This window comes from Bacillus sp. K2I17 (assembly GCF_002209985.1).
Lineage (GTDB): Bacteria > Bacillota > Bacilli > Bacillales > Bacillaceae_G > Bacillus_A > Bacillus_A wiedmannii.
This window is the reverse complement of sequence record NZ_NJGF01000045.1, coordinates 1-20448: the sequence shown is the minus strand read 5'-3', so window position 1 is coordinate 20448 and position 20448 is coordinate 1. Positions and strand designations below refer to the sequence as shown.

Sequence of the window (20448 nt, the reverse complement as noted above, 5' to 3'; positions counted from 1 at the left end):
CTCAACATAAAGAGCAAGCCACTATATTTTATGCAAATATTTTGGAAAAAGAAAACAGAAAAATGCTTTGGACATGCCAAAGCGACAACATTTTATTGCAGAAATTTTTCATATTCATAATACTCAGGATAAGATGCGAGCGTTTCTTGACACGATTCACAAATCGTTTTTATATATATATTTCCATTCTCATGAAAATGAATCATCTCTACTACTTCTTGCTCTGTTAGTTGAAATAAAACGTCGCTATACACTTTTTCTGCAGTAACGGAGCCTACATTACTCCCGCAATGTCTGCAATAATAATACCCTTCCATACTAGCCTCCTAAAAATCCAATTACTACTAGTATGGGTAAAAACAAGACAAAATATTCCCAATCATACCCTTAACTATTGAAGGTATTCATGATTTGAAGAAAAGGTTTATTTAACCATTCTTCACATGCATCCGCTGCTTTTTCAATAGAATGACTCACATCAGGAATTTCTTCCGATGTAAAACGTCCTAATACGTAATCTACTACCTTCATGCCATTTTTCGGACGATCAATTCCCATGCGGATACGTTGAAACTCTTGTGTTCCTAAATGCGAAATTGTTGATTTCACACCATTATGTCCACCAGCACTACCTTTCATACGAAGGCGTAATTTACCTACAGGGATGTCTAAATCATCGTACAGAACAACGAAGTCCTCAACATCAATTTTATAGTAATCCATGAGTGGTCGAATACTTTCCCCAGATAAATTCATATATGTAAGTGGCTTTAATAAGATTACTTTTTCTCCATTAACAAATCCTGCACCAAATACTCCTTTAAATTTTTGTTCATTCAAAGAAATATTCCAACGCTTTGCAAGTTCATCAATCGCCATAAATCCAATATTATGCCTTGTTAATTCATATTCTCTACCTGGGTTCCCAAGTCCTACTATCAATTTCATTCTTGTACCACTACTTTCTTTTTTCGATACGAAAAGACGTAACCAATCTTGGTTACGTCTCATTCTATCCAATTAATTGAATAATACACTTACAGATTCTTCTTCGTATACACGAATTATTGCTTCTCCGATTAGTGGAGCAACTGAAAGTTCATGTACTTTGTCGATTTTCTTCTCTTCTGGTAATACGATAGAGTTCGTTACAACTAACTCTTTAATATTTGAGTTTTGGATACGCTCAATTGCTGGACCAGATAATACTGGGTGTGTACAGCAAGCATATACTTCAGAAGCACCGTTCTCAACAAGAGCGTTTGCTGCTAATGTAATTGTACCAGCTGTATCAATGATGTCATCAATTAAAATTGCTGTTTTACCTTCAATATTACCGATAATGTTCATTACCTCTGATACGTTCGGACGAGGACGACGCTTATCAATAATAGCGATTGGTGCTTTTAGGCGATCTGCCATTTTTCTAGCACGAGTTACCCCACCGTGGTCTGGTGACACGATTACGATATCTTTAAGACCTTTTGTTTCAAAGTAATCTGAAAGAATCGGTACACCCATTAAGTGGTCGATTGGGATATCAAAGAACCCTTGAATTTGTGGAGCATGTAAATCTAGAGTGATTACACGAGTTGCACCTGCTGTTTCAAGCAAGTTTGCTACAAGTTTCGATGTAATTGGTTCACGAGAACGCGCTTTACGGTCTTGACGCGCATAACCATAGTAAGGAATAACAATATTAATTGTTTTTGCAGATGCACGTTTTAATGCATCGATCATAATAAGTAATTCCATGATATGTTCGTTTACTGGGAAGCTTGTAGATTGAATAATGAATACATCGCAACCACGGATACTTTCTTCAATGTTAATTTGAACTTCTCCATCACTAAAACGATCAACAGAACATTTTCCTAGTCCTACTCCAATGTGCTTTGCAATTTGCTCAGCAAGTTCCTTATTAGAGTTTAAAGAGAATACTTTCAAATTAGAATTTAGATATTGAGTCGACATCTAGATTAACCCTCCACATTATGATTTTTTCTTATTCAGCAATTGATCAACATAGTCTTCTTTGTTAACTTGACGTGCACGTGCTATAGATAATGCTTTTGATGGAACATTCTCTGTAATTGTAGAGCCTGCTGCCACATAAGCACCATCTTCAACTGTTACAGGAGCGACAAGGTTTGAATTACATCCAATAAATACCCCGTTACCAATCACAGTTTTGAATTTATTCTTACCGTCATAGTTCACCGTAATTGAACCACAACCAAGATTCACGTCTTCTCCAACTTGTGCATCCCCGATATAACTTAAGTGTGAAGCTTTACTTCTATTACCAAAAACAGTTTTTTTGATTTCCACGAAGTTTCCAACGCGTACTTCATCTCCAATAACTGAATCTGGGCGAATATGTGCAAATGGACCAACCGATACTTCTGTACCAAGTTTACTATCATGTACAGTAGATTGTCGAATTGTCGTACGATCTCCAATTTCACTATCGCGAATTACTGTGTGCGGTCCAATTTCACAATCAGAACCAATTACAGTATTCCCCTCAATAATTGTTCCTGGATGAAGAACTGTATCACTACCGATAATTGCATCAGCAGAAATATACGTGTTACTTGGATCAATAATTGTAACACCATTTACCATGTTTTTACGGTTGATACGGTTTTTCATAATAATTTCCGCTTGCGATAGAGCGACTCTGTCGTTAACACCTAACGTTTCATCGAAGTGCTCTGTTTGATAAGCCGATACGATATGACCTTCATTTTTTAAAATCTCAATAACATCTGGCAGGTAATATTCACCTTGTACGTTATCATTTGAAACTTTAGAAAGTGAGGCGAATAAAGCTTTATTATCAAAACAATACGTACCTGTATTGATTTCTTTAATAGCTAATTCTTTCTCATTTGCATCCTTATGCTCAACAATCTTTTCAACATGACCATTCTCATTACGAACGATACGACCATATCCAGCAGGTTCTTCTATGTAAGCTGTTAGCACCGTTGCCATTGCCCCTGCTTCTTTATGTTGCTGAAGCAATGCTTCCATCGTTTCAGCAGTTATTAGCGGCGTATCACCACAAATAACTAAAGTTGTTCCTTCTTCATTTGCAAGTACACTTGCAGCTTGATCGACAGCGTGTGCTGTACCAAGTTGTTCTGCTTGTAATGCAAACTCACTTACGTTTCCTAGCTGTTCTTGTACCATTTCAGCACCATGTCCTACGACTGTTACAAGTTTCTGCAATCCTAATTGCGTTACTTGATCGACAACATGTTGTACCATAGGTTTTCCACATACAGGATGAAGCACTTTGTATAGCTTAGACTTCATACGTGTGCCTTTGCCTGCAGCTAGAATCACTGCAAATCTGTTTGACATATAGACCCTCCATCGCAACCTATTTATCCATTAACGATATTATCCTAAATCATCATATATTTCAAGAAACACATTTTAACTATTAAATTTTACCATAATTCTTATACGATGTTTTACTCTTTAGTATCTTTTTTAAGAAATAAGCTATACTATTTAAAATGATTTTGAAAAAATTAGAAGTTTTCCTCTTCACTTTAATAAATTCAGAATTTTCGGTACAAAATAGATAAAACCACACAAAAAAAACAAACTCCTGTAAATGCTTACAGGAGTTTGTTGCAAAATTATAGGGATTTCTTTAAAAAGCCCTTTTCATTCGAATTTTACGAAGCACCCGCTTCTTCAAACTCAACCTCTTCTAACTCGCCTAAACGATGATACTCTGTTAAAACCGCATCTTGAATTTTAGAGCGTGTATTAGAATTAATTGGATGTGCAATGTCACGGAATTCTCCATCTGGAGTACGTTTACTTGGCATTGCTACAAATAATCCATTATTACCATCAATTACACGAATATCATGAACAACAAATTCATGGTCTAGAGTAATAGAGGCAATTGCTCTCATGCGGCCTTCTGTGTTTACGCGGCGTAATCTTACGTCAGTCACTTCCATCTTGTGTTCACCACCCTTTTCTAAATAAGCGATATATTTGTATAAATTCCACAAAATTTCTATTTTCCCTTTAATTTTTTAAAAATTTTTAAGATAAAAATTTTTAATGTAATTGAATATAGAGATTAGTGGAGGTTATCGCTTACAAAAGATTACTTAACTAGGGCAATTACTTCGATTTCAATTGAAACATCTTTCGGTAATTTTGCTACTTGTACACAAGAACGAGCTGGCTTATGAGTAGAGAAATAAGAGCCATATACTTCATTAACAGCATTAAAATCATCCATATCTTTTAAGAATACTGTTGTTTTTACTACTGTATCAAATGAAGCACCTGCTTCTTCTAATACCGCTTGTAAATTTTGAAATACTTGCTCTGTTTGTACTGTCACGTCTCCTGCTACAAGCTCTCCACTTGCAGTTAACGGAATTTGTCCTGAACTGTAAAACATATTATTTACAATAATCCCTTGTGAATATGGTCCAATTGCTTGTGGTGCATTGCTTGTTTGAACAACTTTCATATTTTTTCACCCTTTTATTATTTATTTTTACTCTTTAAAAATAGTGCACGAAAAGCAGTTTGTCCATCTATTTTATAATTTATAAATAGAATAAAAAAAAGATAAAGCGATCTGCTTTACCTTTTTACTCAGCCTCTACAAGCCCTTCATCAAATGGTGCCAGTGAATAATTTCCCTTTTCCACTTGAATCGCTTTTTCTTTCACATCAACTTCTGATAGACGAATTAATGATACAAAATTATTAATTAGTCGTTCTTCAATATCCGTGGATTCTACTAATACACCAATACCAACAACATTAGCCTTAAACTCTTCTAACATACTCATCATACCTTGAATTGTCCCGCCAGCTTTCATGAAGTCATCAATAATTAAAACATTTGATCCCTCTGGAAGGCTACGCTTTGCTAACGTCATTGTTTGAATTCGCTTAGAAGAACCTGATACATAGTTAATACTAACAGTTGGGCCTTCTGTTACCTTATTATCTTTCCTTGCAATTACTACCGGTACATCTAAGTAATTTGCCACCGCATAAGCAAGTGGAATCCCCTTCGTTGCCACCGTCATAACCGCATCAATTGGTTGCCTAGCAAAAACAGAAGCAAACAAACGACCTGCGCCATTAATATGGCGAGGATTACTTAAAAGATCTGTCATATATAAGTAACCACCAGGCAAAATACGATCTGGATTTTCAAATAAGCTACAAAGCTCACCAATAATTAGATCTGCCTCTTCCTCACTTATATATGGTATATATTTCACTCCTCCTGCTGCTCCTGGTACCGTTTGCAATGTGCCGACCCCTTGTTGTTCAAACGTTTGCTTAATAATAACTAAATCTTCACTAATGGAAGACTTAGCTGATTGATACCTTTCAGCAAAAAAAGTGAGAGAAACTAGCTGACGAGGGTTTTGTAACAAGTAATACGTCATATCGACTAATCTTGTACTTCGTCTAATTTTCATACTCTCACCTCAAATCACGAATATTCTAAACAAATCATAACGTATTATACGTCTTTATTCAAGCGTTTCTCGCTCTCCTAATAAACGTACTGCGTATACTTGTTCACAAAATCCTTTTAATCCGTTATATATACGATGCATTCGCGAATCATGGTGCACAAGACCAAATACGGTTGGGCCACTTCCACTCATTAATACGGCATCCGCCCCAAATCGCTTCATCTGTGCCTTAATACGTGCAACTTCAGGATGCATCGCAAACGTTACATCTTCTAAAACATTACCAACAGTATCACAAATCCCTTTGTAGTCCCCAGCATTTATGACGTTAACCATTTTATCTACATCTGGATGTGTAACTCGATTTAACTTTAAATTTCCATACACATCAGCAGTAGATACACCAATATGGGGTTTTGCCAAAATAACCCAACAAGAAGGTGGAGTTTTTATGTGCTCAATTTGCTCTCCTCTTCCAGTGGCAATTGCTGTCCCACCATATACACAAAACGATACATCTGATCCGATTTTTGCGCCAAGCTCTGCTAACTGATCAATTGTAAGCCCTAAATTCCATAATTTATTAAGGCCACGTAATGTCGCTGCTGCATCACTACTTCCACCTGCTAATCCAGCTGCTACTGGAATCGTTTTTTCAATAGTAATAGATACGCCTTTTTTCACATTAAACTTCTCTTTTAATAATTTCGCTGCTTGATAAGCTAAGTTTCTTTGGTCGTCTGGGACATACCGATTATGGGATAAAATTTCAATACGGTCTTCTGCTAATTCCATTAGTTCTAAACGATCCGCTAAATCAATTGTTGTCATAATCATTTTCACTTCATGATATCCGTCTTGTCTTTTTCCCAGTACATCTAACGACAGATTAATCTTTGCTGGTGCTTTCACTAGTAGCTTCAATCTATTCACCCACTCTATGTACTCAATCTTTTATCGTTTATTTTACCATAAATTTATAGTAAGACGATGACACTTCCCTAATTATAACGAAAAGCATTCAGAATGAAACTACTTATGTAAAATGATGGCACCTTTTCGAGTACAAAAAGCCGAGGAATCACTCCTCGGCTACCGTAGCATAGAAAGTATCTTACAACTACTGGTTTTGTTTCATTAATTGCTGTTCTGCAATTTCTATAGCACGTTTCACCATGTTACCAGCATCTTTCGCACGAATTCCGCCCCAGCCTTCTTTCTGAACAACATCATAAAAGCCTAGCTCTTTTGCAAGCTCTTCTTTAAATTGATTTGACATGACACCTCTTCGTCTACTCAATGCAGAGTCCCTCCTTATTTTGCTACGGTATAATTAGTATGCAAAATAATATAGCTTTTCATTTGTGGGAATATATGTAACGATACATGAATTATAAAATCACTTCATTATGAGGTTCACCATAAAACGTTAGCTCTACTGTCTCTGTTAAAACATCCGCATAGCTATATGATACACGTTGCAACGCATCTTCTTGCTGATCCAATTGTACAACAAAAACAGAACGGTACGTTTCTGCAAGTACACCTGATTGTTCTACTGTTTTTCTTCTCCCACTATTCGCCTTTAACATCAGTCTCTGTCCAAGATGGTGATCTAATTCGCTTTTAATTTCATCTAAACGTTTTGACATATACTTCGTTACACCTCGCTGTAATTTAGATTGAACACTTAAAACACGATATATCTATCCCAATTATTAACCGCAACTCACAGACAATATCATTATAAAAGCATCATGCGTTCAAATAGATATAAGAAATACTATATTGTAAAAGTATCATTATGTAGTCTGCGCGTTCTTGTCTCTTTTTATCCAAGCTGATTTAAATCCTTCCCATACAAAAAAGCAAGATACATATGTACCTTGCTTATTCTTCATAATGTTGAAAGGGTAATCCAGTTCGTAAAATCCCCCTCGTCTCAATCCCGCCAAGTCCCTTTTCGCCGGTAATCGTATTACGTACAACATCCCATACATTTACTCTTTCCATAAATGACGTAAAACTAATTTTACCAACCACATATACAGGATCTAGTGCGTGAATATTAATTCTAGATGGTGAACTAGCAAAGTTAGCACCCGCTCGAATTAATGCTTCAAAGTGTGATTGGCATGCCCCAGCAAAAATAACGAGTTGATCCAATGATGGATATTTTTTTCTCACTTCTCGAACAGCCTGTACAAAATGCCTTGAATGCCTATATGCTGCTAAATCTCCCTTTACCCCTTTTGATTTTGTATATGCATCGTGCCCCGTAATAACTAAAATGTCTGGACGAAAATGATCTATTAAATCTACTACCTTTTCATGCATCTCTGTTTCTTTACAATGAATACCTTGTACAGGAACACCAATTTTATTATATAAGTCTAAGCACTTGCGCAAATATAACGGGTCCCCATCTATATGCAATACACGTCCTGGCATTTGAAAATAATTCACCTCACTTGTATATCCACCCGTTGAAGTGTGTTCATGCCTTTGTTTCATTAATACATAATCTTGTTGAAACAAACGATACGTACGCTCCATCGTTTCTTTCTCACGCTTCGCTCTTTTTTTATGCTCTCGTTGATCTATACTAATTAAATCTTCAAGTGGCGCATCTGCCACCAGTCTAATTTCCTCTCCAAATAATATAGCTATCTCGCCTTTTATTTCTATAATACGAAAAAGGATATCCCTATTATGAGAATATCGTTCCACTAATTCTCCAACATGTAAAGCCATTCTCCTACCTCCAAACTCGTTAGGCCATCTTACCTGTTTTTAAAGTATGAATGTAGGAGAGGAAAGGTGACAAAAGGGACAGTTCAAGTTGAACTGTCCCTTTTCTATTCTTATGACAATTTATGAAGAACTAATGCATTACTTAATGTTGCAAACTCCTCGATAGATAGCGTTTCGCCTCTTCGTTTTGGATCAATTCCCACTTCTGTTAAAATTCGATCCAACAGCTCTTTATCTTTCGGGAAACCATTTAAATTATTTGATAAATTATTCATTAAAGTTTTACGACGCTGTGCAAAACTTGCTCGTACTACTTCAAAGAAGAATGTCTCATCTGTTACTTCTACAACTGGTTTCGGGCGCTTTAGGAGACGAATAATCGCAGAATCAACATTTGGTTGTGGCACAAACACTGTACGTGGTACAGTCATAACTGTTTCCACCTCTGTATAATACTGAATAGCAATGGATAAAGAACCATACTCTTTCGTTCCAGGTTTAGCAGCTAAACGATCTCCAACTTCTTTTTGCATCATAACAACAAATCCACGAACCGGTAATTTCTCTTCCAACAATTTAAATAAAATTGGCGTTGTAATATAGTACGGTAAGTTCGCTACTACCATTACATCTTGCCCTTCCTCAAATTGCTCACTAAACACCTCATGTACATCTGCCTTTAGTACGTCTTTATTTATAACTGTAACGTTGCTATATGGAGCTAACGTCTCATCTAAAATCGGTAATAACCTCTGATCAATTTCAAAAGCTACTACTTTTTTAGCACGCTTCGCTAATTGTTCTGTTAACGCACCGATACCTGGTCCAATTTCAATTGCACCACTTTCTGAACCAATTTCAGCGTGATCGACAATACGATTTAATACATTCGTATCAATTAAAAAATTTTGTCCTAAACTTTTTTTGAATGAAAATCCATACTTTTCAACAATGTCTTTCGTACGATTTGGCGTTGCGATATCCTTCATTTTCTTTCCTCCTGTATGACTTGCTTATAAGCTTCTGCAAAAGATTCTTTTGAAACTTGAAACATTTGTAAACGTTTATGTAACTGTTTTGCGTTTGTATAACCAATCTTTAATAGCTTACCCATTCTTTCTCTGCGACTCTTTGCCATTTCTCCGCCCACTAAGCCTGCATCGACTAAATCGCTCCAACTAATTTCACTTGTGTAAGCTTCCATTTCTTCATGTATATTCTCTAAAGCACGGCGAATTGATTCATTAGAAGCATGTTCAATCCCGACACCCTTTTTCCTTTTGGCAAGTGCTTCTTCCTTCGGTAAAAAAGCATGTTTACATCCAGGCACCTTATCAGAAATAATTTTTCGAATACGCTCTCCAGGATAATCCGGATCTGTGAAAATAATAACGCCCCGTTTTTGCAGCGCTAATTTAACTTGCTCAATAACATGATCACCGATTGCTGAACCGTTCGTTTCAATTGTATCCGCATCAACAGCACGCTTAATCGCAACTGTATCATCTTTACCTTCTACAACGATAATCTCTTTAATTTTCATGCTTGCCTCCACACTCGTTTCGTCTCTACTTAGTAAAACAAAAAAATGACGACTTTTCCATTATTATTTTCCCCATTCTTACATTTTAAAAAATAGAATGTCCAAAACTTTGTTCTCTCTCCTTATTGTAACACTTCCTCATTCGCCCTTATTTTTTCACAAAAATAAAAAAGAATGGGTTCTCCCACTCCTTTTTATTCAACACCAAATAAAGCTTTTGCATTTTTTGTTGTTATTTCTGCTACTTCCTCATAAGAAATTCCTTTTAAATTCGCAATTTCTTCTGCTACGAGTTTTACATAACTCGGTTCATTTCGTTTTCCTCGAAATGGATGTGGTGTTAAATATGGACAATCTGTCTCTATTAACAATTTCTCTAATGGAATCTCCACAGCAACTTCTTTCGGCTTCTTAGCATTTTTAAATGTAACTGGTCCGCCTAATGAAATTAAAAAGTTCATATCAACACATCGCTCTGCTACTTCTACGCTGCCGCTAAAGCAATGCATAATGCCTCCCACTTCAGCTGCATTCTCCTCTTCTAGAATATCAACAATATCTTGAGTTGCATCGCGGTTATGTATAATAATCGGCAATTTCACTTTTTTGGCTAATGCAATTTGTTTACGGAATACTTCCTTCTGTATTTCTTTTGGAGATTTATCCCAATGATAATCTAATCCCATCTCTCCAAGTGCAACGACTTTAGGATGAGAAGCAAGTTCTTCTAACCAAGCTAGATGTTCTTCTGTCATGTCAATTGCATCAACTGGATGCCATCCAACCGCAGCGTAAATAAAATCATAAGTTTCAGCTAATTCAATCGCCTTTTTTATCGTTACTTCATCAAAACCAACAACAACTGTATAGGTAACTCCCGCTTCTTTCATTCGTGCAATAACCTCTTGCAAATCTTCTTCAAATTGCTCTGCATTCAAATGTGAATGTGTATCAAACAACATAATACATAACTCCTTTTATATTGAAATCAAGTTTATTCTAAAAAATAAGCTCTTTAATAACTTAACGATAACAATACTATAATTTTAATGCAAAAATAGAGAGTGTAAAAAGAAAAAAGACGCTTCACACATGTTACACGTGAAACATCTCTTTTCTTGTCTTAATTACTTGATTTTTGTACCATTTGGTAGATTTTGGTCGATTGATGCTAATGACAATACGCCATTCTCTTCACCCGCTAAAATCATACCTTGTGATAATTCACCGCGTAATTTTACAGGTTTTAAGTTTGTTACACAAATAACCTTTTTACCTTTTAGGTCTTCCGGCGAATAGAATTTTGCAATTCCTGAAACAACTTGACGCTTTTCTGTACCTAAATCCAGCTGAATTTTTAACAACTTATCTGCTTTTTTCACAGGTTCAGCTGATAGTACTTCAGCTACGCGTAATTCTACTTTAAAGAAATCATCAATTGTAATTTCTTCTGCTTTCGGTTCTTCTTCTTTTTTCTCTTCTACTTTAGGAGCAGAGCTTTTCATTTGTTCTTTAATGTACCCTACTTCTACTTCCATTTCTAAACGCGGGAAAATCGGGTTTCCTTTTTCTACTTTTGTTCCAGCTGGAATACAGCCAATTGTAGATAGGCTTTCCCAAGATTTATGTGCCTCTTCAGTAAGTCCAAGCTGAGCAAACATCTTACTTGGTGCTACTGTTAGGAACGGCATAAGCATAATACCTGTTTGACGAAGCACCTCTGCTAAGTGAGCCATTACAGAAGCTAATTTTTCACGATCATTCTCATCTTTCGCTAATACCCACGGTTGTGTTTCATCAATATATTTATTTGCACGGCTAACCAATTGCCAAATTGAGCTTAGCGCTACAGAGAATTCCATATTCTCCATTGCCTCTTCTACTTTTTTCAATGTATCTTTTGCAAACGTTACTAACGTTTCATCGAATTCCGTTACATTTTCTTTAAATGCAGGGATTTCTCCGTTAAAGTACTTATCAATCATAGCTACTGTACGATTTAATAAGTTACCTAAGTCATTTGCTAAATCGAAATTAATGCGCTCCACAAATCCTTCTGGTGTGAATACGCCATCAGATCCGAATGGAACTTCACGAAGTAAGTAATAACGTAATGCATCTAATCCGTAACGATCGATTAAAGTAACTGGATCTACTACGTTTCCTTTTGACTTACTCATCTTTCCATCCTTCATTAAAATCCAACCATGAGCAAAGATTTTTTTCGGAAGAGGTAAATCTAATGCCATTAAAATGATTGGCCAATAAATTGTATGGAAACGAACGATTTCTTTTCCAACTAAATGTACATCAGCTGGCCAGAATTTCTTATACATCTCTTCATTTTCTGTTCCATAACCTAATGCTGTAATGTAGTTAGATAATGCGTCAACCCATACGTAAATAACGTGTTTCGGGTTACCTGGAACACGAACTCCCCAGTCAAATGAAGTACGAGAAACAGCTAAATCTTCTAGGCCTGGTTTAATGAAGTTATTAATCATCTCATTCTTACGAGATTCTGGCTGAATGAAATGTGGATTATCTTCATAGAATTTTAATAGTCTGTCGACATATTTACCCATTCTAAAGAAATACGATTCTTCACGAACAAGTTCTACATCATGACCACTATCTGGGCTTTTTCCTCCAACTACTTTTTCACCTTCCATAATTGGATCTACTAATTGATGCTCTGTATAGAATGTCTCATCTTGTACAGAATACCAACCTTCATATTCATCAAGATAAATATCACCTTGATCTACTAGTTGCTTGAAGATTTTTTCAACAACATCTTTATGACGATCTTCAGTTGTACGAATAAAATCATCATAAGAGATATCCATTTTCTCCCAAAGTTCTTTAATTCCTGCAACAATGTTATCCACATATGCTTGTGGTGTAACATTTAATTCTTCTGCTTTCTTTTGGATCTTCTGTCCATGCTCATCAGTTCCTGTTAAATAATGAACATTGTATCCTTGCATACGCTTATATCGTGCCATCGCATCTCCTGCTACTGTTGTATAAGCATGTCCAATGTGTAATTTTCCACTTGGATAATAAATTGGGGTAGTAATATAAAAGGACTTATTTTCCTCTGTCATTGTTTTGGACCTCCCGGATAACCTCATATGTATTTATAAATAGTATATCAAAAACTTATATATAAAGTGAAACTTTAATCTGTGGAGGTTTTGTTCACTCCCGCGGATTATTAGCCCGCACCAATCAGGCTTTTACGAGCAATCCGACTCCAACTTAACTTCTTTGCTCCAGCCAAATTTTAAATTTAGAATCTTACTGCTTGGCAAATAGCGGGATAAAAACGAGTTAATACTTAATATCTTTATCATCTATTGCTCATATTTCAAGAAAATATACAATCCTTACTTACAATCTATAAATTTTTCTGAAAATAAAGTGAAATAATAGTAGAAATTACTCTCATTCTATTATATATAAGAAGTAAGAAATCTATAAATCTTTTTAAAAAATATAGAATTAAAGAATTGACGGAAATGTAAATGATTGGTATCATATGTCCATAGGGTATTTTGTCGAAAAATGACGAATCTAGAAAATAGACTCGAAACTTATAAACTATTTCTTTAGGAGGAAAAGAATTATGAAATCTACTGGTATCGTTCGTAAAGTTGATGAATTAGGTCGTGTAGTAATTCCAATCGAATTACGCCGTACTTTAGGTATTGCAGAAAAGGATGCTCTTGAAATCTACGTTGATGACGAGAAAATCATCTTAAAAAAATATAAGCCAAACATGACTTGCCAAGTAACTGGTGAAGTATCTGATGGTAACCTATCTCTAGCTGAAGGTAAAATTATCTTAAGCAAAGAAGGCGCTGAGCGAATCTTAAACGAACTTCAAGATTATATCGAAACAGCAAAATAAGCTTCTCAATTATGAGAAGCTTATTTTTTATCGACATGATAGATTTGATATACATCGCGTTTCGACAAATCTCGATCTTTAGCGACTGTTTTTATTGCCTCTTTTGAATTCATACCTTTTTCGTTTATATAATGTTCAATATGATCATATACCGAAATAGATTCCCACCATTGTTCTTCTGGGGTAGGTTCTTCCGTTGAACCAGCTACCAAAATACAAAACTCGCCACGAACTTCATTTTGTTTCGTCCACTCAATTGCTTCCTCAACTGTTCCACGAATAAATTCCTCAAATTTTTTCGTTAACTCTCGACATAATACAATTTCTCTATTTCCCAACACTTCTTGCATCGAGATTAAAGTATCATCTAAACGATGGGGCGCTTCATAAAACATCATTGTAGTTTGTACATAACGAAGCTTCTCTAACTCCATTTTTCTTTCTTTTTTATTTCTTTGTAAAAATCCATAGAAATAAAATTGTTTTGTTTCAAGACCTGATGCAATTAATGCTGTAAGGGCTGCATTTGCCCCAGGAAGCGGGATTACATGATACTGTTCTGCTACAGCCTCTACAACAATATCGTAACCTGGATCGGAAATACAAGGCATACCAGCATCACTAACAAGTGCTACAGTCTTTCCTTCGTCTAACTTCCCTAATATTTTCTTACCACTTACTTCCTTATTATGCTCATGGTAACTCATAACGGGGGTTTCAATTTCGAAATAATTACAAAGTTTTTTCGTTTGTCTCGTATCTTCAGCAGCAATTAAATCAGCTTCTTTTAAAATTCGGATTGCACGAAATGTCATATCTTCTAAATTTCCAATAGGAGTTGGTACTAAATATAAAACTCCCTTTTTATTTTGTTGAAAGCTTTTTTGTTGCCACATAGCGTTCTCCTTTTTGCATATATTCTTCTTTTTGTTTTCTATTTAACTGCTTAAAATAATACTCTGCTTGCATAGCTGTACGCTTATCTTCATGAAATTCTATGTATTTTAAAACAACAGGAAGTCTAGCACGCGTATACCTAGCCCCTTTTCCACTATTATGGGTCTGAATCCGCTTCTCTATATGATTTGTATATCCTGCATAATAACTTCCGTCAGAGCACTCTACTACATAAAAACAATGCTTATTCTTCTCCATATAAAATTGAACGAATCTCCTTTGTATATTCATTATTTTCTTCATATACAAAAAGGGGTGGCAATATTTTCAAATCTGCGTTTCCGTCCTTAATCCCTTCAATTAACAATGTATTCGCTTCTTTCCCTGCCTTAGGATAAACAAATCGTACACGCTTTGGTTCAATTTTGTATTTACGCATTAATGTAACAATATCTAGCAAACGACCTGGACGATGTACAAATGCTACTTTCCCGCCTTGCTTTACTAATTGACTACTTGCAGATACAACATCCTCTAATGTACACATAATTTCATGACGAGCTATCGCTAAATGTTCATTCATATTTTTCTCAGAAGTTGCAGGTGTTTGAAAATAAGGGGGATTACATGTAACTACATCATATTGATGACGTCCAAGTTTCTCCGGCATATCTTTCAAATCCCCATGTATTAAGTGAATTCTTTCTTCTAACTTATTGTATTGAACGCTTCTGATTCCCATATCATATAAACGTTCTTGAATTTCTACACCTGTAATGTTTCCCTTTGTTCTTGTACTTAATAAAAGGGGGACAACTGCGTTACCTGTACACAGATCAAGTACATTACCTTTTTGAATCGGCACCCAAGCAAAGTCTGCAAGTAAAACAGCATCTAACGAGAAATTGAATACTGATGGGCTTTGTACAATCTTCATATCTTGCGCTAATAAGTAATCTAAACGTTCATCTTCATATAAATTCATATGTTACTCCTTTTCTTACACTTAACCTACCCTATTTCTTCTTCTACTAATAAAAAAACATATTTCATTCTACTCTCATGTATAAAAAATTACCTTTCCAATTATCATTGGAAAGGTAATTTCACTTTTTATTTAAAAATGACAGGCAGAATAAACAATCTCCCTCTTTACGTACACTTCCATAATGCAGATTACAAATATGAAAACCTTCTTGATATAGCCTTGCTAAATTATCGTAGCCTTCGCCAATATCAGTTGTCTTCGGCTTCACTTCTTTACGTTTTTGAGTTTTTTGTTTTTCCTTAATCTGCACTTCTTCAAAGCGGTGTCGCAAATTTTCATTTTCCATTTTTATATGTTGGTTCTCTTCCAACAACTCTGCAAGATGTTGTTTTAATTCTCCCAACTGTTTGTATAAATGTCCAATTTGCTCTTCCATACTAGAAACCGATGCAAAAATATCTTTTTTCTCCACAAGCACCCACCTCATTAATCTGTGGTTTGACTCGAAACGACCCCTTTATTCACTAACTCATCTAACGTATATTCTACTATCCGTTCCTTGTCTACTAGTTCCACTTGAATTAATCTTTCTAAAATATTTAATCCGATAACACGGCCAGTACCATGCGGGGTTTGTATACGTTGATCTAAATCAGGAAGTTGTTCCTTTGCTGCCTCATATTCATCATTCTCATATTTTAAGCAACACATTAAGCGACCACATAAACCAGAGATTTTTGCAGGATTTAATGATAAATTTTGATCCTTTGCCATCTTAATGGATACAGGTTCAAAATCTCCTAAAAAAGTAGAACAACAAAGCATACGACCACACGGACCAATACCACCAAGCATCTTCGCTTCATCACGAACACCAATTTGTCTTAGTTCAATTCTTGTCCTAAAAATTGCCGCTAAGTCCTTCACTAGTTCGCGGAAATCAATCCGACCATCCGCAGTAAAGTAGAAAATAATCTTATTGCGATCGAACGTATACTCTACATCTACAAGTTTCATATCAAGATTATGCTCTACTACCTTTTGCTGACAAACTTGATATGCTTCTTTCGCAGCATGTTTGTTCTCTTCAACAATGGTACGATCATTTTCATTTGCAATACGAATAACCTTTTTTAGCGGTAATACAACGTCGTTTTCATCAACTTGCTTTTTGGTAATAACTACTTTTCCGTACTCAATACCTCTTACTGTTTCTACAATTACAAACTCATTTTCAGAGATATCGAACTGATTCGGATCGAAGTAATACACCTTTCCGGCCTTCTTAAAGCGAACACCTACTACATCATACAAAACGGTCATCCCTCCTGCAACCGCAACACTAACTGTTCGAACACAAGCTGCGCATTTACATTAGCGTTGATTCTATTTTTTGCCTCTAATATATTAAAGAGAGCTGATACAATGCGCTTCTGAGCATAGGAGAAAGATTCAAACATCTCTTTCTGCTCATGAAAAACAAGACGATCTTCTTCTCCAAGTTGAACATATAATAAATCCTTATAAATAAGGAGCAACATATCTAAACCTTGCTGTAATTGTTCTTTCTCTCTAAAGTGTTTCCCCCATTTTTCTTGTACAAAAAAAATAGAGGCTTTATCCTTTTCGAGCGCTTCACATAATTTTATCACTAAAGCTCGTGCTTGTGCAAACCATTCATCACTACATAAAGCTAAAGCTTCATCAAAACTATTCGTGAGTTGCGCAGCAAGTGTCGATAAAGATGCCGTAATACCTTCATCCTGTAATCTTCTAATTAAAGATTCCGTAGGTAACGGTCTAAATGTAACAACTTGACAGCGAGATAAAATCGTATTTAAAATTTGATGACTTTGTTCAGTAAGTAAAATAGCTGTTGTATCACTACTTGGTTCTTCTAAAAATTTTAAAAGTGTATTCGCTGCATTTGCTGTCATACGATCTGCGTGCTCAATAATATATACTTTTTTATTTGCTTCTAATCCTGTTTTTGAAAACTCTTCTTGTAAATCATGAATTTGCTGCTTCTTAATAGATAATCCGTCTGGTTTTACAATATGTAAGTTAGGGTGGTTACCTGAATCAATTCGCTTACAATTTGTACATATGTGACAAGGCTCTACCCCATTCCGCCCAGAACAGAGGAAACTCTTTGCCATTTGAATTGCCGTTGCAAACTTTCCAGTCCCTTTCCCTCCCTCTAACAAGTAAGCGTGGGATATACGCTCTTTTGCAATGCTATTCATCAACATTTTTACACCGATGGGTTGTATAGCAGAAAGCTGCTCCCACGTCTTCGTCATAATGCATACCTCACTTATTTCATTCTTTCCTTCTATTATAACAATTTATCTTCTATAATCTGAACAACTTCTTCTATAAGTTTTTCCATTGGTTGATCAGCATTTACCAATACAATACGATCTGAGAAACGTTCTACAACTTGTAAATATCCTTCACGGACACGTTTATGGAAAGAGATATCTTCCATATCTAATCGATTCACTTCACGTCCTGCATCTTTTTCAATGCGAGCTAAACCAATCTCTGGTTCAATGTCTAGGTAAATCGTTAAACTAGGCATACAGTCCTCTGTTGCGAAACGATTTATTTCAAATACTTTATCCATACCTAATCCTCTTGCATATCCTTGATACGCTAAAGAGCTATCTATAAAACGATCACATAATACAAGGTAGTCCTCGTTAAGTGCCGGCATAACCTTTTCCACCAAATGTTGTCTACGTGCAGCAGCATACAGAAGCGCCTCTGTACGTGCCTCCATCATCGTATATTCTTGTTTATGTAAAATTGTTCTAATATCCTCTGAAATTGCAATGCCACCTGGTTCTCTCGTCGCCATTACCTTTTGTTCTTTTTGTTCAAAGTACGGCAATAAACTTTTAATTAACGTTGTTTTACCCGAACCTTCTGGACCTTCAATTGTTACAAATAATCCCTTCATTCTAAAACCTACTTTCTATATCATACACTTTCATATATTTCGTGCTACCTTGAAAACGAGCGCCTGATTGCTCTAAATACATAATTTGCTCTTTATGTTCTGAAGTAATTCTTTCTCCATACATAATCAATGGAATTCCAGGTGGGTACGGAATTACCATTTCTGCCGCTATCATCCCAACTGCTTCTTCTACAGATACTACTTTTGTTTCATATCCTTCCAGTTGTTTATATGTATACGGTAAAGGAGAAAATTCTCCTTTATAAGTATAACGAATAGATTCCTTCTTGTCTTTCACCTCATAATATTGCAATGCCTCTCGGATCATCTCTATAGCCTTCATATACCCCTTATTTACTTGCAAGGGCAAAATAAATAGGACATTATATGGATCCGCCATTTCTGTATATATACCGACCTTTTCAAATACAGACTGTAATTCGTATCCTGATAACTGACAACGTGTCTGTACAGTAACCTTTAACTCGTCTTGTAATGGATATTGTAAAATAGCTATTTGTGGAATAGAACACAATTCGTCTTTAAATCCCCGTAAAAACTCGACAATTTCATCATGTCCCTTTTCTTTTATACGTGCTATTGTAAAGCGTGCAATATCAAGAGAAGTCATAATTGGATACGATGGACTACTAGATTGTAGCATACTTAAATAGGTAGAAACTTTTTCTTCTTTCACTAAGCGACTATTTATATGTAAATAGGACCCCATTGTCATCGCGGGTAATGTTTTATGTGCAGAATGAACTACAATATCTGCACCATATGCTAATGCTGACTTTGGAAATGCTCCCCCTAAACAAAAATGGGCTCCATGTGCTTCATCTACTAAAACAGGGATTTTATGTGCATGTGCATAAGCGATGCTTGCCTCTAGATCCATCCCCATACCATAATAATTAGGATGCGTTAAAATGAGTGCTTTAGCATTTGGATATTTTTCAATTGCTTCCTTAATAATTTCATCATGAATTCCCACTGGTACATTATAAGCTTCATCAATCCATGGATCTAAAAAAATTGGATTTGCGCCCGCTAATTTTAAACCATTAATAATTGATTTATGACAATTTCTTTGTACAAGAACAATATCATGTTCTCCACAACAAGACAAAATCATTGCTAGGTTCCCTACCGTTGAACCATTAATTAAAAAATAACTTTTGTTCACTCCATATACATCAGCTAATAACTGTTGTGCCTCATCTATACATTCAAACGGACTATGTAAATCATCTAACCCTGACAACTCAGTTACATCGATAGATAGTATATCTTTAAACTCCCCTACAGCTTCCTGAGGGAAGTTTAAACCATTTTTATGACCTGGAACATGAAAGGATAACGGCTCTCTTTCTTTAAACCCTGTTAATGCCTCATATAAAGGTATGCGATTTTGATTCATTTATATCTCTTCCTTATTAGTTCATTCTTCCTCTATTATACAGAACAAAAAAAATAATAGGCATATGCCTATTTAAAAATATGATACTTCTAATTTCCGAAGCTGTTTTAAATAATATATATACTTCGGATCATTTGTCTCCGTATTCACCATATCCTTTTCACATTCATAACATATTAAATTATTATAAACATATATCCCTTCTTTTCTTTCTGTCTCACAAACAATACAAACTTCATTTTGTGCTTTCATAACCTTCCCTCCCTATTTAAATGGACATATTTTATACTTCTATTTCTTAACAATTTACAGAAAAATATACATCCATCTCTTATATAATATGATTAACCCTTGGGCAACGTGTTTGTATTACCATTACTTCTTTTTTCGTACTGTTTGAAAACAGAAAAAAACACAAGTCAAAAGACTTGTGTTTTTAGTTGCTTGGCGACGTCCTACTCTCACAGGGACAA

At 35.5% G+C, this 20448-nt stretch carries 25 protein-coding genes; 1 reads left to right on the top strand and 24 read right to left on the bottom strand.

The features are described 5' to 3' along the window. Positions 1 to 92 precede the first annotated feature (92 nt). The 15 genes from CER22_RS27375 to metG all read right to left on the bottom strand — a co-directional run bounded on the left by CER22_RS27375 (position 93) and on the right by metG (position 12896). Positions 93 to 317 (bottom strand): anti-sigma-F factor Fin family protein, encoded by a 225-nt coding sequence (locus tag CER22_RS27375; RefSeq protein WP_000399441.1) that lies wholly within the window; start codon positions 315 to 317, stop codon positions 93 to 95. Between the two features lie 70 nt (positions 318 to 387). Further along, positions 388 to 948: an aminoacyl-tRNA hydrolase gene (gene pth / locus CER22_RS27370; protein WP_080377450.1), complete on the bottom strand. Its 561-nt coding sequence runs from the start codon at positions 946 to 948 to the stop codon at positions 388 to 390. 72 nt (positions 949 to 1020) lie between these two features. Continuing rightward, complete coding sequence (locus tag CER22_RS27365; RefSeq protein WP_000107420.1) at positions 1021 to 1974, bottom strand: ribose-phosphate diphosphokinase; 954 nt, start codon at positions 1972 to 1974, stop codon at positions 1021 to 1023. Positions 1975 to 1992: 18 nt separating this feature from the next. Beyond that, the gene (glmU, locus tag CER22_RS27360) at positions 1993 to 3372 is read right to left on the bottom strand and encodes a bifunctional UDP-N-acetylglucosamine diphosphorylase/glucosamine-1-phosphate N-acetyltransferase GlmU (RefSeq protein ID WP_088061459.1); all 1380 of its coding nucleotides are present in this window, start codon (positions 3370 to 3372) and stop codon (positions 1993 to 1995) included. Positions 3373 to 3695: 323 nt separating this feature from the next. Continuing rightward, positions 3696 to 3989, bottom strand: a complete 294-nt coding sequence (spoVG, locus tag CER22_RS27355; protein WP_000454042.1) for a septation regulator SpoVG — start codon at positions 3987 to 3989, stop codon at positions 3696 to 3698. Between the two features lie 152 nt (positions 3990 to 4141). After that, entirely contained in the window at positions 4142 to 4516 is a 375-nt protein-coding gene (locus CER22_RS27350; protein WP_000869826.1) for a RidA family protein, read from the bottom strand. Positions 4517 to 4640: 124 nt separating this feature from the next. Continuing rightward, entirely contained in the window at positions 4641 to 5489 is an 849-nt protein-coding gene (gene purR / locus CER22_RS27340; protein WP_000702481.1) for a pur operon repressor, read from the bottom strand. A gap of 54 nt (positions 5490 to 5543) precedes the next feature. Next, the gene (gene ispE / locus CER22_RS27335) at positions 5544 to 6413 is read right to left on the bottom strand and encodes a 4-(cytidine 5'-diphospho)-2-C-methyl-D-erythritol kinase (protein ID WP_142293583.1); all 870 of its coding nucleotides are present in this window, start codon (positions 6411 to 6413) and stop codon (positions 5544 to 5546) included. A gap of 196 nt (positions 6414 to 6609) precedes the next feature. After that, on the bottom strand, positions 6610 to 6789 hold the full coding sequence (gene sspF / locus CER22_RS27330; protein ID WP_001985066.1) for an acid-soluble spore protein SspF: 180 nt from the start codon (positions 6787 to 6789) through the stop codon (positions 6610 to 6612). A 91-nt stretch (positions 6790 to 6880) separates the two neighbouring features. Further along, positions 6881 to 7141, bottom strand: a complete 261-nt coding sequence (gene veg, locus CER22_RS27325; protein ID WP_000044349.1) for a biofilm formation stimulator Veg — start codon at positions 7139 to 7141, stop codon at positions 6881 to 6883. Positions 7142 to 7379: 238 nt separating this feature from the next. After that, entirely contained in the window at positions 7380 to 8243 is an 864-nt protein-coding gene (gene yabG, locus CER22_RS27320; RefSeq protein WP_001173738.1) for a sporulation peptidase YabG, read from the bottom strand. 110 nt (positions 8244 to 8353) lie between these two features. Further along, a complete protein-coding gene (gene rsmA / locus CER22_RS27315; RefSeq protein ID WP_000651555.1) occupies positions 8354 to 9232 on the bottom strand; it encodes a 16S rRNA (adenine(1518)-N(6)/adenine(1519)-N(6))-dimethyltransferase RsmA in 879 nt (292 codons plus the stop codon). After that, a complete protein-coding gene (rnmV, locus tag CER22_RS27310; protein WP_000692830.1) occupies positions 9229 to 9786 on the bottom strand; it encodes a ribonuclease M5 in 558 nt (185 codons plus the stop codon). The genes rsmA and rnmV overlap by 4 nt, the downstream gene beginning before the upstream one ends. Before the next feature lie 194 nt (positions 9787 to 9980). Then, positions 9981 to 10748, bottom strand: coding sequence for a TatD family hydrolase (locus tag CER22_RS27305; RefSeq protein WP_000895836.1), 768 nt, complete (start codon positions 10746 to 10748; stop codon positions 9981 to 9983). Between the two features lie 165 nt (positions 10749 to 10913). Continuing rightward, on the bottom strand, positions 10914 to 12896 hold the full coding sequence (metG, locus tag CER22_RS27300) for a methionine--tRNA ligase (RefSeq protein ID WP_048542191.1): 1983 nt from the start codon (positions 12894 to 12896) through the stop codon (positions 10914 to 10916). Positions 12897 to 13417: 521 nt separating this feature from the next. Here metG and CER22_RS27295 point away from each other — a divergent pair. Continuing rightward, positions 13418 to 13702: an AbrB/MazE/SpoVT family DNA-binding domain-containing protein gene (locus CER22_RS27295; RefSeq protein ID WP_000843039.1), complete on the top strand. Its 285-nt coding sequence runs from the start codon at positions 13418 to 13420 to the stop codon at positions 13700 to 13702. Between the two features lie 20 nt (positions 13703 to 13722). Here the strand turns inward: CER22_RS27295 and rsmI are convergent, their stop codons facing one another. The 9 genes from rsmI to CER22_RS27250 all read right to left on the bottom strand — a co-directional run bounded on the left by rsmI (position 13723) and on the right by CER22_RS27250 (position 20227). After that, entirely contained in the window at positions 13723 to 14598 is an 876-nt protein-coding gene (gene rsmI / locus CER22_RS27290; RefSeq protein ID WP_088610120.1) for a 16S rRNA (cytidine(1402)-2'-O)-methyltransferase, read from the bottom strand. Further along, the gene (locus CER22_RS27285) at positions 14567 to 14857 is read right to left on the bottom strand and encodes a GIY-YIG nuclease family protein (RefSeq protein WP_000414343.1); all 291 of its coding nucleotides are present in this window, start codon (positions 14855 to 14857) and stop codon (positions 14567 to 14569) included. The genes rsmI and CER22_RS27285 overlap by 32 nt, the downstream gene beginning before the upstream one ends. Beyond that, complete coding sequence (locus CER22_RS27280) at positions 14844 to 15584, bottom strand: tRNA1(Val) (adenine(37)-N6)-methyltransferase (RefSeq protein ID WP_060486369.1); 741 nt, start codon at positions 15582 to 15584, stop codon at positions 14844 to 14846. The genes CER22_RS27285 and CER22_RS27280 overlap by 14 nt, the downstream gene beginning before the upstream one ends. A 121-nt stretch (positions 15585 to 15705) precedes the next feature. Further along, entirely contained in the window at positions 15706 to 16059 is a 354-nt protein-coding gene (gene yabA / locus CER22_RS27275) for a DNA replication initiation control protein YabA (protein ID WP_000412057.1), read from the bottom strand. Between the two features lie 14 nt (positions 16060 to 16073). Then, complete coding sequence (locus CER22_RS27270) at positions 16074 to 16901, bottom strand: PSP1 domain-containing protein (protein WP_000272429.1); 828 nt, start codon at positions 16899 to 16901, stop codon at positions 16074 to 16076. Between the two features lie 5 nt (positions 16902 to 16906). Next, positions 16907 to 17890 carry a DNA polymerase III subunit delta' gene (gene holB, locus CER22_RS27265; protein ID WP_088061451.1) on the bottom strand — a complete coding sequence of 328 codons (984 nt, stop codon included), beginning with the start codon at positions 17888 to 17890 and terminating at the stop codon, positions 16907 to 16909. A 35-nt stretch (positions 17891 to 17925) separates the two neighbouring features. Continuing rightward, positions 17926 to 18552 carry a dTMP kinase gene (tmk, locus tag CER22_RS27260; protein WP_000677225.1) on the bottom strand — a complete coding sequence of 209 codons (627 nt, stop codon included), beginning with the start codon at positions 18550 to 18552 and terminating at the stop codon, positions 17926 to 17928. 1 nt (position 18553) lies between these two features. Further along, a complete protein-coding gene (locus tag CER22_RS27255) occupies positions 18554 to 19975 on the bottom strand; it encodes an aminotransferase class I/II-fold pyridoxal phosphate-dependent enzyme (RefSeq protein WP_088061450.1) in 1422 nt (473 codons plus the stop codon). Positions 19976 to 20047: 72 nt separating this feature from the next. After that, positions 20048 to 20227 carry a sigma factor G inhibitor Gin gene (locus CER22_RS27250; protein WP_000647291.1) on the bottom strand — a complete coding sequence of 60 codons (180 nt, stop codon included), beginning with the start codon at positions 20225 to 20227 and terminating at the stop codon, positions 20048 to 20050. Between the last annotated feature and the right edge of the window lie 221 nt (positions 20228 to 20448).

Bases quoted from the DNA above. Each gene is read 5' to 3' on its own strand.
- CER22_RS27375 (WP_000399441.1), bottom strand. From the start codon at position 317: ATGGAAGGGTATTATTATTGCAGACATTGCGGGAGTAATGTAGGCTCC.
- pth (WP_080377450.1), bottom strand. From the start codon at position 948: ATGAAATTGATAGTAGGACTTGGGAACCCAGGTAGAGAATATGAATTA.
- CER22_RS27365 (WP_000107420.1), bottom strand. From the start codon at position 1,974: ATGTCGACTCAATATCTAAATTCTAATTTGAAAGTATTCTCTTTAAAC.
- glmU (WP_088061459.1), bottom strand. From the start codon at position 3,372: ATGTCAAACAGATTTGCAGTGATTCTAGCTGCAGGCAAAGGCACACGT.
- spoVG (WP_000454042.1), bottom strand. From the start codon at position 3,989: ATGGAAGTGACTGACGTAAGATTACGCCGCGTAAACACAGAAGGCCGC.
- CER22_RS27350 (WP_000869826.1), bottom strand. From the start codon at position 4,516: ATGAAAGTTGTTCAAACAAGCAATGCACCACAAGCAATTGGACCATAT.
- purR (WP_000702481.1), bottom strand. From the start codon at position 5,489: ATGAAAATTAGACGAAGTACAAGATTAGTCGATATGACGTATTACTTG.
- veg (WP_000044349.1), bottom strand. From the start codon at position 7,141: ATGTCAAAACGTTTAGATGAAATTAAAAGCGAATTAGATCACCATCTT.
- yabG (WP_001173738.1), bottom strand. From the start codon at position 8,243: ATGGCTTTACATGTTGGAGAATTAGTGGAACGATATTCTCATAATAGG.
- rsmA (WP_000651555.1), bottom strand. From the start codon at position 9,232: ATGAAGGATATCGCAACGCCAAATCGTACGAAAGACATTGTTGAAAAG.
- rnmV (WP_000692830.1), bottom strand. From the start codon at position 9,786: ATGAAAATTAAAGAGATTATCGTTGTAGAAGGTAAAGATGATACAGTT.
- CER22_RS27305 (WP_000895836.1), bottom strand. From the start codon at position 10,748: ATGTTGTTTGATACACATTCACATTTGAATGCAGAGCAATTTGAAGAA.
- metG (WP_048542191.1), bottom strand. From the start codon at position 12,896: ATGACAGAGGAAAATAAGTCCTTTTATATTACTACCCCAATTTATTAT.
- CER22_RS27295 (WP_000843039.1), top strand. From the start codon at position 13,418: ATGAAATCTACTGGTATCGTTCGTAAAGTTGATGAATTAGGTCGTGTA.
- rsmI (WP_088610120.1), bottom strand. From the start codon at position 14,598: ATGTGGCAACAAAAAAGCTTTCAACAAAATAAAAAGGGAGTTTTATAT.
- CER22_RS27285 (WP_000414343.1), bottom strand. From the start codon at position 14,857: ATGGAGAAGAATAAGCATTGTTTTTATGTAGTAGAGTGCTCTGACGGA.
- CER22_RS27280 (WP_060486369.1), bottom strand. From the start codon at position 15,584: ATGAATTTATATGAAGATGAACGTTTAGATTACTTATTAGCGCAAGAT.
- holB (WP_088061451.1), bottom strand. From the start codon at position 17,890: ATGACGAAGACGTGGGAGCAGCTTTCTGCTATACAACCCATCGGTGTA.
- tmk (WP_000677225.1), bottom strand. From the start codon at position 18,552: ATGAAGGGATTATTTGTAACAATTGAAGGTCCAGAAGGTTCGGGTAAA.
- CER22_RS27255 (WP_088061450.1), bottom strand. From the start codon at position 19,975: ATGAATCAAAATCGCATACCTTTATATGAGGCATTAACAGGGTTTAAA.
- CER22_RS27250 (WP_000647291.1), bottom strand. From the start codon at position 20,227: ATGAAAGCACAAAATGAAGTTTGTATTGTTTGTGAGACAGAAAGAAAA.